Origin of the sequence: Streptomyces sp. NBC_01460 (assembly GCF_036227405.1) — a bacterium.
Classification (GTDB): domain Bacteria; phylum Actinomycetota; class Actinomycetes; order Streptomycetales; family Streptomycetaceae; genus Streptomyces.
This window is the reverse complement of sequence record NZ_CP109473.1, coordinates 1,713,168-1,728,146: the sequence shown is the minus strand read 5'-3', so window position 1 is coordinate 1,728,146 and position 14,979 is coordinate 1,713,168. Positions and strand designations below refer to the sequence as shown.

12 protein-coding genes are annotated in these 14,979 nt (G+C 73.7%); 7 read left to right on the top strand and 5 right to left on the bottom strand.

Going from position 1 to position 14,979, the window contains the following annotated elements; translation table 11 throughout:
• Nucleotides 1-6: 6 nt before the first annotated feature.
• Nucleotides 7-1,326, bottom strand: coding sequence for a homogentisate 1,2-dioxygenase (gene hmgA / locus OG488_RS07680; RefSeq protein WP_329227129.1), 1,320 nt, complete (start codon nucleotides 1,324-1,326; stop codon nucleotides 7-9).
• Between the two features lie 111 nt (nucleotides 1,327-1,437).
• Here hmgA and OG488_RS07675 point away from each other — a divergent pair, with 111 nt between their 5' ends.
• From OG488_RS07675 to OG488_RS07645, 7 genes are all read left to right on the top strand, one after another.
• Nucleotides 1,438-2,067: a TetR/AcrR family transcriptional regulator gene (locus tag OG488_RS07675; RefSeq protein ID WP_329227128.1), complete on the top strand. Its 630-nt coding sequence runs from the start codon at nucleotides 1,438-1,440 to the stop codon at nucleotides 2,065-2,067.
• Nucleotides 2,068-2,222: 155 nt separating this feature from the next.
• On the top strand, nucleotides 2,223-4,403 hold the full coding sequence (locus tag OG488_RS07670) for a molybdopterin oxidoreductase family protein (RefSeq protein ID WP_329227126.1): 2,181 nt from the start codon (nucleotides 2,223-2,225) through the stop codon (nucleotides 4,401-4,403).
• A gap of 121 nt (nucleotides 4,404-4,524) precedes the next feature.
• A complete protein-coding gene (locus OG488_RS07665) occupies nucleotides 4,525-5,934 on the top strand; it encodes a CitMHS family transporter (protein WP_329227124.1) in 1,410 nt (469 codons plus the stop codon).
• Nucleotides 5,934-7,256, top strand: a complete 1,323-nt coding sequence (locus OG488_RS07660) for an MFS transporter (protein ID WP_329227122.1) — start codon at nucleotides 5,934-5,936, stop codon at nucleotides 7,254-7,256. Before OG488_RS07665 ends, OG488_RS07660 begins: the two co-directional genes overlap by 1 nt.
• Nucleotides 7,257-7,372: 116 nt before the next feature.
• Nucleotides 7,373-8,707, top strand: a complete 1,335-nt coding sequence (locus tag OG488_RS07655; RefSeq protein ID WP_329227119.1) for an ABC transporter ATP-binding protein — start codon at nucleotides 7,373-7,375, stop codon at nucleotides 8,705-8,707.
• Between the two features lie 146 nt (nucleotides 8,708-8,853).
• Complete coding sequence (locus OG488_RS07650; protein WP_329227117.1) at nucleotides 8,854-10,248, top strand: aldehyde dehydrogenase family protein; 1,395 nt, start codon at nucleotides 8,854-8,856, stop codon at nucleotides 10,246-10,248.
• A 29-nt stretch (nucleotides 10,249-10,277) separates the two neighbouring features.
• Nucleotides 10,278-11,357: a Zn-dependent alcohol dehydrogenase gene (locus tag OG488_RS07645; RefSeq protein ID WP_329227115.1), complete on the top strand. Its 1,080-nt coding sequence runs from the start codon at nucleotides 10,278-10,280 to the stop codon at nucleotides 11,355-11,357.
• A 45-nt stretch (nucleotides 11,358-11,402) separates the two neighbouring features.
• On the opposite strand, the gene OG488_RS07640 is transcribed toward OG488_RS07645, so the two are convergent.
• The 4 genes from OG488_RS07640 to OG488_RS07625 form a co-directional block, all read right to left on the bottom strand.
• On the bottom strand, nucleotides 11,403-12,392 hold the full coding sequence (locus tag OG488_RS07640) for an Acg family FMN-binding oxidoreductase (protein ID WP_329227113.1): 990 nt from the start codon (nucleotides 12,390-12,392) through the stop codon (nucleotides 11,403-11,405).
• 164 nt (nucleotides 12,393-12,556) lie between these two features.
• On the bottom strand, nucleotides 12,557-13,510 hold the full coding sequence (locus OG488_RS07635) for a DMT family transporter (RefSeq protein ID WP_329227112.1): 954 nt from the start codon (nucleotides 13,508-13,510) through the stop codon (nucleotides 12,557-12,559).
• 44 nt (nucleotides 13,511-13,554) lie between these two features.
• Entirely contained in the window at nucleotides 13,555-14,280 is a 726-nt protein-coding gene (locus tag OG488_RS07630) for an ArsR/SmtB family transcription factor (RefSeq protein WP_329227111.1), read from the bottom strand.
• 14 nt (nucleotides 14,281-14,294) lie between these two features.
• Nucleotides 14,295-14,972 (bottom strand): TetR/AcrR family transcriptional regulator, encoded by a 678-nt coding sequence (locus tag OG488_RS07625; protein WP_329227109.1) that lies wholly within the window; start codon nucleotides 14,970-14,972, stop codon nucleotides 14,295-14,297.
• Between the last annotated feature and the right edge of the window lie 7 nt (nucleotides 14,973-14,979).

The following is a 14,979-nucleotide window of genomic DNA, read 5'->3' as shown; positions in this document are numbered from 1 at the left end:
GAGGTCTCACGGCCGGAAGTTGCGGCTCAGACCCTGCCACACCTCGTCGTATCCGCGCTGGAGATGCCCCGCGCCCGCCGCCTGCGCGGTCGCCGTGACCGGCCAGCGGGTCTCGAACATGAACGCCAGGCCGTCGTCGATCCGCTGCGGCTCCAGCTCCGCCGCGCTCGCCCGGTCGAAGGTCTCCCGGTCCGGGCCGTGCGCCGACATCATGTTGTGGAGCGAGCCGCCGCCCGGGACGAACCCGCCCGCCTTCGCGTCGTACGCGCCCTCGATCAGGCCCATGTACTCGCTCATCACGTTGCGGTGGAAGTACGGCGGGCGGAAGGTGTCCTCACCGACCAGCCAGCGGGGGGCGAAGACGACGAAGTCGACGCCCGCCAGCCCCGGGGTGTCGGACGGCGAGGTCAGCACGGTGAAGATCGACGGGTCCGGGTGGTCGTAGCTGATCGTGCCCAGGACGTTGAAGCGGCGCAGGTCGTAGACGTACGGGGTGTGGTTGCCGTGCCAGGCGACGACATCGAGCGGGGAGTGCCCGTACGTCGCCGACCAGAGGTTCCCGCAGAACTTGTTGACCACCTCGACCGGGCCCTCTCGGTCCTCGAACGCCGCGACGGGCGCCAGGAAGTCCCGGGCGTTCGCCAGGCCGTTGGCGCCGATCGGACCCAGGTCGGGCAGGACGAAGGGCTGGCCGTAGTTCTCGCAGACGTAGCCGCGGGCCGTGGCGTCGAGCAACTCGACGCGGAAGCGGACGCCCCGGGGGATCAGCGCGATCTGGCCCGGACCGGCCGCGAGCACCCCCAGCTCGGTGCGGAGCAGCAGGCCGCCGCGCTCCGGCACGATCAGGAGCTCCCCGTCGGAGTCGCTGAACACCCGGTCGGTCATCGAGGTGTTCGCGCTGTAGAGGTGCACGGCCATGCCGGTGCGCTGCGTGGCGTCGCCGTTGCCGCCCAGCGTCCACAGGCCGGTCAGGAAGTCCGTGCCCGGCGCGGGGTCGGGGAGCGGGTCCCAGCGCAGCCGGTTGGGGTCGGGGACCGCCTCGGCGAAGGGCGCGGTGCGCAGGGTCCCGTTGTCGACGCGGACGAAGGCGGGGTGGGCGGCCGAGGGGCGGATCCGGTAGAGCCAGGACCGGCGGTTACGGGCGCGGGGTTCGGTGAAGGCGGAGCCGCTGAGCTGCTCGGCGTAGAGCCCGAGGGGGGCGCGCTGCGGCGAGTTGCGGCCGTGCGGGAGGGCGCCCGGGACGGCCTCCGAGCTGTGCTCGTTGCCGAAGCCGGACAGATGGGCGAGGTTCTCCGCCGTCTTCCTCGCCTGCTCGATGCCGCTCATCGTGTGCTCCTGGTGGATGGGGGATCCCGTGGATCCCCTGACGAAGAATCCTATGGAACACCGTAGGAATCGAAACGTGGCCCGTCAACGGCATACGGGCATCATGGAGGCGTGTCCCACGCTCATACGAACCTCCGACGCGTCCCCGTGCAGCAGCGCAGCGCCGACCGTCTCGCCCGCATCCTCGACGCCGGCGCCGCGCTCCTCGACGAGACCGGCTACGAGCAGCTCTCCACCCGGGCGGTGGCCGACCGGGCCGGCGTGCCCATCGGCTCCGTCTACCGCTTCTTCCCCAACAAGAGGGCGCTCGTCGACGCCCTCGCCGAGCGCAACCTGGAGGTCTTCGCCGAGCGGGTCGTCGCCGGACTCGAAGCGGTCCCGGAGCGGGAATGGCGTCCGGCCATCGACGTCGTGCTCGACGCGTACCTGGCGATGAAGCGTTCGGTCGCCGGCTTCGCCCTCGTCGACTTCGGCCCGCCGGTCCCCGCCGCCGGTCCGCTCGACGAGGAGGCGAACCGCCGCGTCGCGGACCGCCTGGCGGAGCTGCTCTCCGGTCACCTCGGGCAGGGCCGCGACGGGGACGCCTCCGATGCCGCCCTGCGCCGCACGGTCCTGGTCTGCGTGCAGGCCGCCGACGCCCTGCTCCAACTCGCGTTCCGCGCCGATCCGTCGGGCGACCCGGACCTGATAGCCGAGACCCGTCTCCTGCTCCAGGCGTATCTCGCGCGCGTCCTCGGCTGAGGGGGTGAGCGGCCGGCGCAACCGGCCGCTCCAGGCCCTCGCCAGCATCCGTACCGGTCGGTATGCTCGGTCCGCCGGGAGCCCGCACCCGCCGAGCGTGCCGCGGGGCGCCGGACCACGCCCGCGCGCCACCGCCGCCGCCCCGGGGAGGGCCCATGTCCCACGAATCCCGTACCGCTCTGCGTGTCTGCCCGCTCTGCGAAGCCACCTGCGGACTCACCCTCACCATCGAGGGGACCGAGGTCACCGGTGCCCGCGGTGACCGCGACGACGTCTTCAGCCAGGGCTTCATCTGCCCCAAGGGCGCCTCCTTCGGAGGGCTCGACGCCGACCCGGACCGGCTGCGCACCCCGCTCGTCCGCACCGACGGGGTCCTGCGCGAGGCGACCTGGAGCGAGGCCTTCGACCTGATCGCCGCGAGGATCCCGGCCCTGGTCCAGGAGCACGGCGCCCAGGCCGTGGGGGTCTTCCTCGGCAACCCCAACGTGCACACCATGGCGGGCGGCCTCTACCCGCCGCTGCTGCTGTCCGCGCTCGGCACCCGTAACGTCTTCACCGCCAGCACCCTGGACCAGATGCCCAAGCACGTCTCCAGCGGGCTGCTCTTCGGCGACGCCCACGCCATTCCCGTCCCCGACCTGGACCGCACCGCCCACCTGCTGCTCATCGGCGCCAACCCGCTGGAGTCCAACGGCAGTCTGTGCACCGCCCCCGACTTCCCCGGCAAGCTCAAGGCGCTCCGCAAGCGCGGTGGCACCCTCACCGTCATCGACCCGCGCCGCACCCGCACCGCGCGCCTCGCCGACCGCCACGCCGCCATCAGGCCCGGCACCGACGCCCTGCTGCTCGCCGCACTCACCCAGGTCCTCGTCGAGGAGAAGCTCACCGACCCCGGCGCACTCGCCGAGCACCTCGACGGGTACGACGAACTGGCCGAGGCCATGGCGGACTTCACCCCCGAGGCGGTGGCCGCGGCGTGCGACCTGGACGCGGGGACCATCCGGGAGATCGCGCGCGAACTGGCCGCCGCCCCCGCCGCCGCCGTCTACGGGCGCATCGGCAGCTGCACCGTCGAGCACGGCACCCTGGCCAGCTGGCTCGTCGACGTGCTCAACATCCTCACCGGCAACCTCGACCGCCCCGGCGGGGCCCTCTTCCCCCTCTCCGCGACCGCCCGCGCCCCGCGCCCCGCCGCGCCGGGCAAGGGCTTCGCGCTCGGCCGCTGGAGGAGCAGGGTCTCCGGGCACCCCGAGGCGAAGGGGGAGCTGCCCGTCGCCGCGCTCGCCGAGGAGATCGAGACACCGGGGGAGGGCCGGATCCGGGCGCTGATCGTCATCGCGGGCAACCCGGTGCTCTCCGCCCCCGACGGGAACCGGCTGGACCGCGCCCTCGCCGACGGCCTCGACTTCATGGTCAGCGTCGATCCCTACCTCAACGAGACCGCCCGCCACGCGGACGTCGTACTGCCTCCGCCGCCGCCCTCGCAGAGCGCCCACTTCGACTTCTCCCTCAACTCCCTGGCCGTCCGCAACCAGGTCCGCTACAGCCGCCCCGCCGTGCCGCTGGACGAGGGGCGGATGGACGAGAGCGAGATCCTCGCCCGGCTCGTCCTCGCCGTCGGCGGCCGGCACGGCGCGCCGCCCGAGACCGTCGACGACCTGGCCGTCACCGCGGCGCTCGCCAGGGCCGGCGTCCCCGAGGAGTACGCCGCCGGGCTGACGGGCCGCACGGGCGGGGAGCGGCGCCTCGACCTGATGCTCCGCCTCGGCCCGTACGACCTCACGCTGGAGCAGCTCCTCGCACAGCCGCACGGGATCGACCTCGGCCCGCTGGAGCCCCGCGTGCCGCAGGTGCTCAGGACCCGCAGCGGCCGCATCGAGCTGTTCCCCGCGCCGATCGCCGCCGACCTGCCCCGGCTCCGCGCCGCCCTCGGCGCGCGGCCCGCCGGGCTCGTCCTCGTCGGCCGCCGCCACCTGCGGTCCAACAACAGCTGGATGCACAACGTCGCCGCGCTGCGCGGCGGCACGAACGTCTGCACCCTGCAGATCCACCCCGACGACGCGGCCCGGATCGGACTCGCCGAGGGCGACACGGCCCGGATCACCGCGGCCGGCGGCGAGGTCGAGGCGCCCGCCGAGATCACGGACTCGGTGAGGTCCGGGGTCGTGAGCCTCCCGCACGGCTGGGGCCACAGCCGCTCCGGCACCCGTATGTCGGTCGCGGGGGCGGAGCCGGGCGTCAATGTGAACCAGCTCCTGGACGGCACCCTCCTGGACCCGCTGTCCGGCACCGCGGTGCTCAACGCCGTCCCCGTCTCCGTAGCGCCAACGCGCTGACCTGGGGTTCTGCTCGTATTGCTCACACGTCAACATCTTGTTAACGCTGCTTCGGGGCCCCTAACGTCATCCGGACCGCCGAGACCGGTGAGAGTTCAAAGGTGAACGTTAGGTATCCCATATGTTGACAATCCTCGGCTTCGCCATGATCGCGACCTTCCTGGTCCTGATCATGACGAAGAAGATGTCGCCGATCGCGGCCCTCGTCCTGATCCCCGCCCTGTTCTGCGTGGCCGTCGGACAGGGCGCGCAGCTCGGTGACTACGTCATCGAAGGGGTCGGCACCCTCGCGCCGACCGCGGCGATGCTGATGTTCGCCATCGTCTACTTCGGCGTGATGATCGACGTCGGCCTCTTCGACCCGGTCGTCCGGGGCATCCTGCGCTTCTGCAAGGCGGACCCGATGCGGATCGTCGTGGGCACGGCGCTGCTCGCCGCGGTCGTCTCGCTGGACGGCGACGGCTCCACCACCTTCATGATCACCGTCTCGGCGATGTACCCGCTCTACAAGCGGCTGAAGATGAGCCTCGTGGTCCTGACCGGTGTCGCCGCCACGGCGAACGGCGTCATGAACACCCTCCCGTGGGGCGGCCCCACCGCCCGCGCCGCCACGGCGCTCAAGGTGGACGCCGCCGACATCTTCGTCCCCATGATCCCGGCGCTCGCCGTCGGCCTCCTCGCGGTCGTCCTCCTCGCCTGTGTCCTGGGCCGCCGCGAGCGCAGGCGCCTCGGCATGCTCACCCTCGACGAGGCGCTGGTCACCGAGCCCGAGACCGTCCTGGTCGGCGCGGGCGGCGGCGACCGGCTCACGAAGGCCCCCGAGGGAACCGCCACCGGCGGGACGGGAACCACGGGCGGCGGCGCCGACGACGCCGGGGCGGACGAGGAGTTCAAGGGCCTCGACCCCCACCGGTCCACCCTGCGTCCCAAGCTCTACTGGTTCAACGCCGGCCTCACCGTCGCCCTGCTGGCCGCGATGATCCTGGAGCTCATGCCGATCCCGGTGCTCTTCCTGCTCGGCGCGGCCCTCGCCCTCACCGTCAACTTCCCCCACATGCCCGACCAGCGGGCCAGGATCGCGGCCCACGCCGACAACGTCCTCAACGTCTCCGGCATGGTCTTCGCCGCGGCCGTCTTCACCGGCGTGCTCACCGGCACCGGTATGGTCGAGCACATGGCGGACTGGCTCGTCGGGGCGATCCCCGACGCCATGGGCCCGCACATGGCCGTCGTCACCGGTGTGCTGAGCCTCCCGCTCACCTACTTCATGTCCAACGACGGCTTCTACTTCGGCGTACTGCCCGTGCTCGCCGAGGCCGGCGCCGCCCACGGCGTCTCCTCCCTGGAGATCGCCCGCGCCTCCATCGTGGGCCAGCCGCTGCACATGTCGTCCCCGCTCGTGCCCGCCGTCTACGTCCTGGTCGGCATGGCCAAGGTCGAGTTCGGCGACCACACGCGCTTCACCGTCAAGTGGGCCGTGCTCACCTCGCTGGTGGTCCTCGCCGCCGGCATCCTCTTCGGGATCATCTGATGCCTCCGGAACCCGGGCCCGGCAGGGGCTGGCTGCTGCGCCTCGTCATCGCCTTCGCCTTCGCGCAGGGAGCGGTGTCGATGGCGCGGCCCGCCGTCTCCTACCGGGCCCTCTCGCTGGGTGCCGACGAGCGCGCGATCGGCGTCATCGCGGGGGTGTACGCGCTGCTGCCGCTCTTCGCCGCCGTACCGCTCGGCCGGCGGACCGACCACGGCCGCTGCGCACCCCTGCTGCCCGTCGGGGTCCTCCTGATCGGCGGCGGCTGCGCGCTCGGCGGCACCTCCGGCTCCCTCGCGGCGCTGGCCGCCTGGAGCGGGGTCATGGGCCTCGGTCACCTCTGCTTCGTGATCGGCGCCCAGTCGCTCGTCGCCCGGCAGTCGGCGCCGGCCGAACAGGACCGCAATTTCGGCCACTTCACCATCGGCGCCTCCCTCGGCCAGCTCGTCGGGCCGATCGCCGCGGGCCACCTGATCTCCGGGCGGGACGGGGCCATGGCCCGTACGAGCGCGCTCGCCCTGCTCGTCTCGGCGGTCGTCGCCGCCGTCTCCTTCACGGCGCTGTGGCGCATCGAGCACCGCGGGGCGTCCGGTGCCGCCCGCCGGGCCGCCGGGAAGGTCCCGGTGGGGAGCATCCTGCGGACCCGCGGCGTCCCGGCCGGGATCTTCATCAGCCTCGCCGTGCTCAGCGCCACCGACATCCTCACCGCGTACCTGCCGGTCGTCGGCGAACACCGCGGCATCGCGCCCGCCACAGTCGGACTGCTGCTCAGCCTGCGGGCGGCCGCCACCATCGCCTGCCGTCTCGTCATGACGCCGATGCTGCGCCTCCTCGGCCGGACCGCCCTGCTCACCACGACCTGCCTGCTCGGCGGCCTGCTGTGCGCGGGCATCGCCCTGCCGGTGCCCGTCCGGGGGCTGGCCGTGATGCTCGCCGTGCTGGGCTTCTGCCTGGGGGTCGGCCAGCCGCTCTCGATGACCACCGTCGTCCGGGCGGCCCCCGCGGCGGCCCGCTCGACCGCGCTCGCCCTCAGGCTCACCGGCAACCGGCTCGGCCAGGTCGCCGCGCCCGCGTCCGCCGGGCTGATCGCCGGGGTCGCGGGCACCGCGGCGCCGTTCGTGATGCTGGGCGCCCTGCTGATCGGGGCGGCCGGACTCGGTCTGCGGGGGGACCGGAGCGCGACCGGGGACCCCGACCCGGCCGGACCCGCCTCCCGGGCAGCTGACCCCGACCCGGCCGGGCCCGCCTCCCGCGCCGGTGACCCCGCCCCCGCCGCGCCCGGCCACCGTGCCGAGAGACCCCCCGCCAACCGGAACCACGCCTGACAGTTCCCGGAACCGATGGGTCCTGCACGAGCCGTTCCCACACCCCGCCGGGTGGGTTAGCTTCGGGCCACGCAGCCGCTCCCCACGCGCACGCTCACTCCTTCCCGGGCGGAACCATGTCTCGTGCCATCTCCCTGCACCACGTGAGCAAGACCTACGGACGGTCCCCGCGCGCCGTCGACCGGTTCTCGCTCTCGGTCGCCCCCGGCGAGTTCGTGGTGCTGCTGGGCCCCTCGGGCTGCGGCAAGTCGACCGTGCTCCGGATGATCGCGGGTCTGGAGGACATCTCCGAGGGGGAGCTGCTGCTCGACGGCGAGCCGGCGAACGAACTGCCGCCGCGCGAACGCGGTATGGCCATGGTCTTCCAGAACTTCGCGCTCTATCCGAGCATGACCAACCGGGACAACATCGGCTTCCCGCTGAAGCTGGAGAGCCCCCGCGACGACCACTCCGAGCGCGTGGAGTCCACCGCCCGGATGCTCGGCATCGAGAGCGTGCTGGACCGCTACCCCCGCCAGCTCTCCGGAGGCGAACGCCAGCGGGTCGCGATGGGCCGGGCCATCTCGCGGCGGCCGTCCGTCTTCCTGATGGACGAACCGCTCTCCAACCTCGACGCCAAGCTGCGCAACCACCTGCGCGCCGAGATCGCCCACCTCACCGCCGAACTGGGCGTCACCACCGTGTACGTCACGCACGACCAGTCGGAGGCGATGTCGCTCGGCGACCGCGTGGCCGTGATGCGCGGCGGCGTGCTCCAGCAGGTCAGCACGCCGCGGGAGGTCTACGCGCTGCCGGAGAACGTGTTCGTCGCCGCGTTCATCGGCACCCCGAGGATCAATCTGCTCCAAGCCGTCGTCCACGCCCCGCTGGAGGGGATGATGTCGATCGACCTCGGCCGGCAGCGCCTCCCGCTCCCCGAACCGCTCAGCGCCGACCACCAGTTGCTCCGCATCCAGCAGGGCCGCCCGATCATCGTGGGTCTGCGCTCCGAGGCCGTCCGGATCGCCCCGCGCAGCCATGCCCGCCCTGGCGAGGTGGCGCTCAGCGGCATCGTCGAACACGTCGAGTACCAGGGGCACGAGGCGCTCGTCCACCTCAACACCGGCTCCCGGCCGGCCGTGGTGCCCGACCTGGAGTCCGCCCGGCCGCAGGCCCCCCAGCGCCGCCGTCCCGGGGGCGGCGGAACCGGTGTGCTGGACCGCCTCAAGCGGCGCGCCACCGGCTCCGTCGCCGTACTCGACCCGCCGGCCCCGGAGCCGTACGCCGTGCGCAGTCCCGACCGCCCGGCCGTCACGGCGAGCGACCTCGTGGTCCGCACCGGCCCCGACATGCGGCTTCGCACCGGCGGACAGGTGCCGCTCCTCGTCGATCTGGCGCATCTGTACGTCTTCGACCACTCCGGGCGCAGGATCTGCCCCCTGCCGAGGGACATTCCCGGGCTCGACGTGTGACCGCTGCCCGCGGCCCGTGCGTGATCTGTGTCTCCAGTGGTTCCCTGGCGCCGAAAAACTAACAGCGCTAGTTTGGGGCCGGGACGGATCCGTCCGTACGACGCACGGCTTCGGCGGCAGGCACAGCGAGCCCGGGAGGAACAGCCATGAAGGCGCATGACGGGATGTACATCGGCGGGGAGTGGCGGCCCGCCTCGGGCCAGGACACGATCGCGGTCGTGAACCCGGCGGACGAGCAGGTCATCGGCCACGTCCCGGCGGGCACCGCCGAGGACGTCGACGCCGCGGTACGCGCCGCACGCGACGCGTTCCCCGGCTGGGCCGCCACACCGCCCGCCGAGCGCGCCGCGAGGATCGCCGCCCTGCGCGACGTCCTCGCCGCCCGCCAGGACGAGATCGCCGAGACGGTCACCGCCGAGCTCGGCTCGCCGCTGCCGCTCTCCCGGGCCGTGCACGCGGGCGTACCGGTCCTGGTCGCCGGTTCGTACGCCGAGCTGGCGGCCTCGTACTCCTTCGAGGAGAAGCTGGGCAACTCCACGGTCCTGCTGGAGCCCGTGGGCGTCGTCGGCGCGATCACGCCCTGGAACTACCCGCTCCACCAGATCGTCGCCAAGGTGGCCCCGGCACTGGCCGCGGGCTGCACCGTCGTCCTGAAGCCCGCGGAGGACACCCCGCTCACCGCGCAGCTCTTCGCCGAGGCCACCCAGGAGGCGGGCCTGCCCGCCGGTGTCTTCAACCTGGTCACCGGCATCGGCGCGGTCGCCGGCCAGGCGCTGGCCGAGCACGAAGGGGTCGACCTGGTCTCCTTCACCGGCTCCACCGCCGTCGGCCGGCAGATCGGGGCCACCGCCGGAGCGGCGGTCAAGCGCGTCGCGCTGGAGCTCGGCGGCAAGTCGGCCAACGTGATCCTTCCCGGGGCCGACCTCGCCAAGGCCGTCAACGTCGGCGTGGCCAACGTGATGTCCAACTCCGGCCAGACGTGCAGCGCCTGGACCCGGATGCTGGTCGACGCCGAGCGGTACGAGGAGGCCGTGGGCCTCGCCGCCGCCGCCGTGGCCAAGTACGTGCCGGGGGAGCGCGTCGGCCCCGTCGTCAACGCCAAGCAGCAGGCCCGGGTGCGGGGTTACATCGAGAAGGGCGTCGAGGAGGGCGCCCGCCTCGTCGCGGGAGGCCCCGAGGCGCCCAGGGACCGGGGCTACTACGTCAGCCCCACCGTGTTCGCGGACGTGACGCCCGGCATGACCATCGCCCAGGAGGAGATCTTCGGCCCCGTGCTCTCCATCCTGCGGTACGAGGACGTGGACGACGCCCTGCGCATCGCCAACGACACCGTGTACGGCCTGGCCGGCGCGGTCTGGGGTGCGGACGACGCGGAGGCCGTGGCCTTCGCCCGCCGCATGGACACCGGGCAGGTCGACATCAACGGCGGCCGCTTCAACCCCCTGGCCCCCTTCGGCGGCTACAAGCAGTCGGGGGTGGGGCGCGAGCTCGGCCCGCACGGCCTCTCCGAGTACCTCCAGACCAAGTCCCTCCAGTTCTGATCCCCGCCGATCCACCGAGGAGTCTGTTCGTGGTCCGCGCCGCCGTACTGCCCGCCGTCGGAGCTCCCCTGGAGATCACCGACATCGAACTCCCGGAGCCCGGACCCGGCCAGGTGAGCATCTCGCTCGCCGCCGCCGGCGTCTGCCACTCCGACCTGTCCCTCTCCAACGGCACCATGAGGCTGCCCGTCCCCGCCGTCCTCGGCCACGAGGGCGCCGGCACGGTGCTCGCCGTCGGCGAGGGCGTCACCCACGTCGCCGCGGGCGACGCGGTCGTCCTCAACTGGGCCCCGTCCTGCGGTGAGTGCTTCCACTGCGGGATCGGCGAGGTCTGGCTCTGCGCCGACGCGCTCAAGGGCGCGGCGAACGTCCACGCCCGTACGGCCGACGGCACCGAGCTCCACCCCGGCCTGAACGTCGCGGCCTTCGCCCAGGAGACCGTCGTCGCCGCCAACTGCGTGCTGCCGGCCCCGGCCGGCATCCCGCTCGACGACGCGGCCCTGCTCGGCTGCGCGGTCCTGACCGGCTACGGGGCGGTCCACCACTCCGCCCGGGTGCGTGAGGGCGAGAGCGTCGTCGTCTTCGGGATCGGCGGGGTCGGTCTCGCCGTCCTCCAGGCCGCGCGCATCGCCGGGGCCTCGAAGATCATCGCCGTGGACGTGTCGCCGGAGAAGGAGGAACTCGCCCGCCGGGCCGGTGCCACCGACTACGTCGTCGCCTCCGACACCACACCGCGTGCCGTCCGTAAGCTCACGGGCGGTCAGGGCGCGGACGTAGCCGTCGAGTGCGTCGGCCGGGCCGCCACGATCCGCGCTGCCTGGGAGTCGACCCGTCGCGGCGGCCGCACCACGGTCGTCGGCATCGGCGGCAAGGACCAGCCCGTGACCTTCAACGCCCTGGAGATCTTCCACTGGGGCCGTTCCCTCACCGGCTGCGTCTACGGGAACAGCGACCCGGCCCGCGACCTGCCGGTGCTCGCCGACCACATCCGCGCCGGACGGTTCGACCTCTCGATGCTGGTCACGGAGCGGATCTCGCTGGACGGCATCCCGGCGGCCTTCGAGAACATGATCGCGGGCAAGGGCGGACGCGCGCTGGTCGTGTTCTGACGGGGGCCGGCCGGGCCGGGGCGGCACACCGCCCCGGCCCGGCACTCAGCCCCGCAGCCCGGGGAACACCTCGCTCAGCGGCCGGCGGGGCGGGACCGGGGGCCGTGCGGTCGGGTAGCCCAGGCGCAGGACCATCTGAGGGCTGCCGTGGTGCGCGGCGCCGCCGGACACTACGGGGCGCAGTTCGGCGTCCTCCAGGGGCTGATTGGCGAACGAGGCCGCGACGCCGTGTCCGGTGGCTTCGAGCAGGAGCCTCTGCAGCGCCTGGCCGGCGGTGACCCAGGAACCGGGGTCGTCGTCCGCGGTCTCCAGGACGGCCAGATCCGGGTGCGGCTCGAAGGCCGCGCTTCCCCGTCCCGCCACATCGAGCCCCTCGGCCATGTCCCGCACCGGCGGGTCGTCGGGGAGTTCCCGCCGGGGCACGGGTCCGAGGTTGCCAACCGGGATGGCGGGCCCGCCGGCGCCCGGCGACAGGCGGGCCTCCCGGTCGTCCCGGACCGACTCGTCCTCGGTCCACACCGCGCGCCGGATGGTCGTCAGCATCCGCTGGTACTCGGGCTCCCCGTCCAGGAGGCGCAGGGTCGCCCCTTCGAGGCGGGCGGCGTCGTGCAGCAGCGCCAGCACGCCGGCGGGGACGCCCTCGGGCCGGAAGGGGTAGCGGTTCGTGCGACGGGTGTCCACCCACCGGTACAGCGCGTCCAGCGCCGGGTCGGGGGCGTCACCGCTCAGGGTGACCCGCGCGACCAGGAGCGGCTCGCCGGCGTCGGGCAGCACCGACACCCGGGACCCGTGGCCGAGGCGGGCCAGGGCGACGCGCGCGTTGAACACGGCGGCCCCGCACGACAGGCGGACGTCGCGCCCCGCGGACGGCGTCGGCATGGAGGCGTCGTCCGGATCGGCGCGTACCTCCAGCCCGCCGTCGGCGAAGGCGAACGACCACGGCTGGGTGTTGAACACCGACGGGGCGGCAGCCGCCGCGGCTGCCACGACGAGCTGTTCCGAAGCGTTGAGCACGGCGTGGTCGGTGTACTGCATGACTCGGGTGCCTCCAGGAGGGTCGGACCGGCCGTGCGGAAGGACGGCCCGCACGGATGTGACGCACCTCCCACTGTGCGATTCGGGCCGGGCCGCCGTGAGGGACCTCGGTCACCGGCCGGAAGGACTTCCGGCCCGCCCGGCGGCTCCCGGTGCCGGTGCGGTCACCCGCGGGCATCAGCCGGCGGATCCGCCGGCCCGCCGCGGCCCCCGCGCCCACGGGTCCGGGAGACCGCCACCCCCGCCAGGCAGAGCAGCCCGCCCGCGACGGCGAGCAGCGCGGGAACCTCGTCGAGCAGCAGCCAGGACATCAGCACCACCAGCGCGGGCACCGCGTACGTCGTCGCGCCCATCCGGCCCGCGGTGGTCCGCGCCAGCGCGTAGGCCCAGGTGGTGAAGGCCAGCGCCGTCGGGAAGACACCTAGATAGATCATGTTCAGCGTGGCGGACAGGGGCGCGTCGGCCGCCTCGGAGACCAGCACGCCGGTGAACGGCAGGCAGGCGACCGTACCGATCAGACAGCCGAACGTGGTGATCTGCAGGGCCGACCCGTGCCGGAGCGCGGGCTTCTGGCCGACCACGCCGCCCGCGTACGCCACCGCGGCCACCAGGCACAGCACGACACCGAGCACCGACGAGCTCCCGTGCCCCGACATGGAGAGCCCGACCACCGCCGCGCCGCCGAACGACACGGCCATGCCAGCGAGCAGCCGCCGGGGGAGCCCCTCACCGAGGAGTCCGGCGCTCAGCAGGGCGATCAGGAGGGGGCCGATGTTCACGACCATCGCGGCGGTGCCCGCGTCCACCTGCTGCTCACCCCAGTTGAGCACCACCATGTAGAGCCCGAACCAGAGCAGCCCGGAGGTGACGATCCCCGGCCAGGCCGCCCGGGCCGGCAGGCCCTCGCGGCGTACGAGCAGGAACGCGCCGAGGGTCAGTGTGCCCGCCACGAGCCGTCCCAGGGCCAGCGCACCGGGCGAGTACGCCTCTCCCGCGCTGCGGATGGAGACGAACGCCGAGGCCCACAGGATGACCGTGGTGCACGCGGCGGCCGGGGCGCGCCAGTCGCGTCCGGAGGTGGCGGGCGCGGCGGGGCGCGCGGTCGGTGTCGTCGTCATGGATACGACGGTAGGCCGGAGACCCTTCGGCGCCCACCGAACGGTCAGTCCGCGTCGAGGGCCGCGGGCTCGATGCCCAGGTGCTCCCGCAGGGCACGCAGCCCGGTGGGCGTCGCCCGGACCGCCCGTCCCGTGCCGACGCGTTCGCACCACCCGGCGTCCAGCACGTGCCGGCACAGGGCGGCACCCGCGGTCCCCGCCAGGTGCGGCCGCCGCTCGGTCCAGTCCAGGCAGCCGCGTGCCAGGGGGCGCCGCGACGCCGTGTCGAGCGGGACACCGAGGGCGCCGAACCACTCCACGCCGTCGTCGGTGAGCGCGAAACCGTTGTCCTGCCGCAGGAGTCCGCGCCCGGTCATCGCGTCGGTGACGCGGATCCCGAGCCTCCCCGCGAGGTGGTCGTAGCAGGTGCGCCCCCGTGCCAGCGCGTGCTGGAGGCTCGCCTCGCGCAGGGTGCGCGGAGGCGTCCGCGTACCGGGGTGGGTGTGGGCGGCCAGCTCCTCGATGAGCTGTGCGGTCCGGGCGTCGGCGAGCCGCACGTAGCGGTGACGGCCCTGGCGCTCCTCCGCGAGCAGCCCGCCGGCGACCAGCTTGCCCAGATGCTCACTGGCCGTCGAGGCGGCCACCCCCGCTCCGCGCGCCAGCTCGCCCGCGGTCCAGGCCCGGCCGTCGAGCAGGGCCAGGCAGAAGGAGGCGCGGGTCTCGTCGGCGAGCAGGGCTGCCAGCGCGGCGAGCCTGGGTGCCGCCGGATCGGGCGGTGTCGTACGGGGCATACGCCCAGGATGCGTCAGGCACCGTTCGGCGTGTGCCGAACCGTGCGGCCCGCGGCGGCCGTCTGCTCGTACTGGAGGGCCAGGCCGTCCAACAGGGCGCGCAGCCCGGTCTCGAAGGCGCCTTCGTCCACCTGCTGGCGGCGGTCGGCCAGCAGGTGGGCCTGGCCCAGGTGGGGGTAGTCGGCGGGGTCGTACGCCGTCTCGTCGTCGACGAAGCCGCGGGCGAAGGAGCCGAGCGCCGACCCGGTGATGAAGTAGCGCATCAGCGCGCCGATGTACGTCGCCTGGGCGGGAGGCCATCCGGCCCTGACCATCGCGCCGAAGACCGCGTCGGCGACCCGCAGGCCGGCCGGTCTGCGGCCGGGCCCCTGGGCGAGCACCGGGACGATGTGCGGGTGGGCGGCGAGCGCCGCGCGGTAGGAGACGGCCCAGTCGTGCAGGGCGGCGGGCCAGTCGCGCGGGTCGTCCTCCTCGAACATCGACAGGTCGACCTGTGCCGACACCGCGTCGGCCACCGCGTCGAGGATCTCGTCCTTGTTCCGGAAGTGGTTGTAGAGCGAGGGCCCGCTGACCCCCAGTTCGGCGGCGAGACGGCGGGTCGACACGGCGTCCAGCCCTTCGGCGTCCACGAGCGAGCTCGCCGCCTCGACGATGCGGTCTCTGCTGAGGAGGGGCTTGCGCGGTCGGGCCATGCGGCAC

Bases quoted from the DNA above. Each gene is read 5' to 3' on its own strand.
- hmgA (WP_329227129.1), bottom strand. From the start codon at position 1,326: ATGAGCGGCATCGAGCAGGCGAGGAAGACGGCGGAGAACCTCGCCCAT.
- OG488_RS07670 (WP_329227126.1), top strand. From the start codon at position 2,223: ATGTCCCACGAATCCCGTACCGCTCTGCGTGTCTGCCCGCTCTGCGAA.
- OG488_RS07665 (WP_329227124.1), top strand. From the start codon at position 4,525: ATGTTGACAATCCTCGGCTTCGCCATGATCGCGACCTTCCTGGTCCTG.
- OG488_RS07660 (WP_329227122.1), top strand. From the start codon at position 5,934: ATGCCTCCGGAACCCGGGCCCGGCAGGGGCTGGCTGCTGCGCCTCGTC.
- OG488_RS07655 (WP_329227119.1), top strand. From the start codon at position 7,373: ATGTCTCGTGCCATCTCCCTGCACCACGTGAGCAAGACCTACGGACGG.
- OG488_RS07650 (WP_329227117.1), top strand. From the start codon at position 8,854: ATGAAGGCGCATGACGGGATGTACATCGGCGGGGAGTGGCGGCCCGCC.
- OG488_RS07640 (WP_329227113.1), bottom strand. From the start codon at position 12,392: ATGCAGTACACCGACCACGCCGTGCTCAACGCTTCGGAACAGCTCGTC.
- OG488_RS07635 (WP_329227112.1), bottom strand. From the start codon at position 13,510: ATGACGACGACACCGACCGCGCGCCCCGCCGCGCCCGCCACCTCCGGA.
- OG488_RS07630 (WP_329227111.1), bottom strand. From the start codon at position 14,280: ATGCCCCGTACGACACCGCCCGATCCGGCGGCACCCAGGCTCGCCGCG.
- OG488_RS07625 (WP_329227109.1), bottom strand. From the start codon at position 14,972: ATGGCCCGACCGCGCAAGCCCCTCCTCAGCAGAGACCGCATCGTCGAG.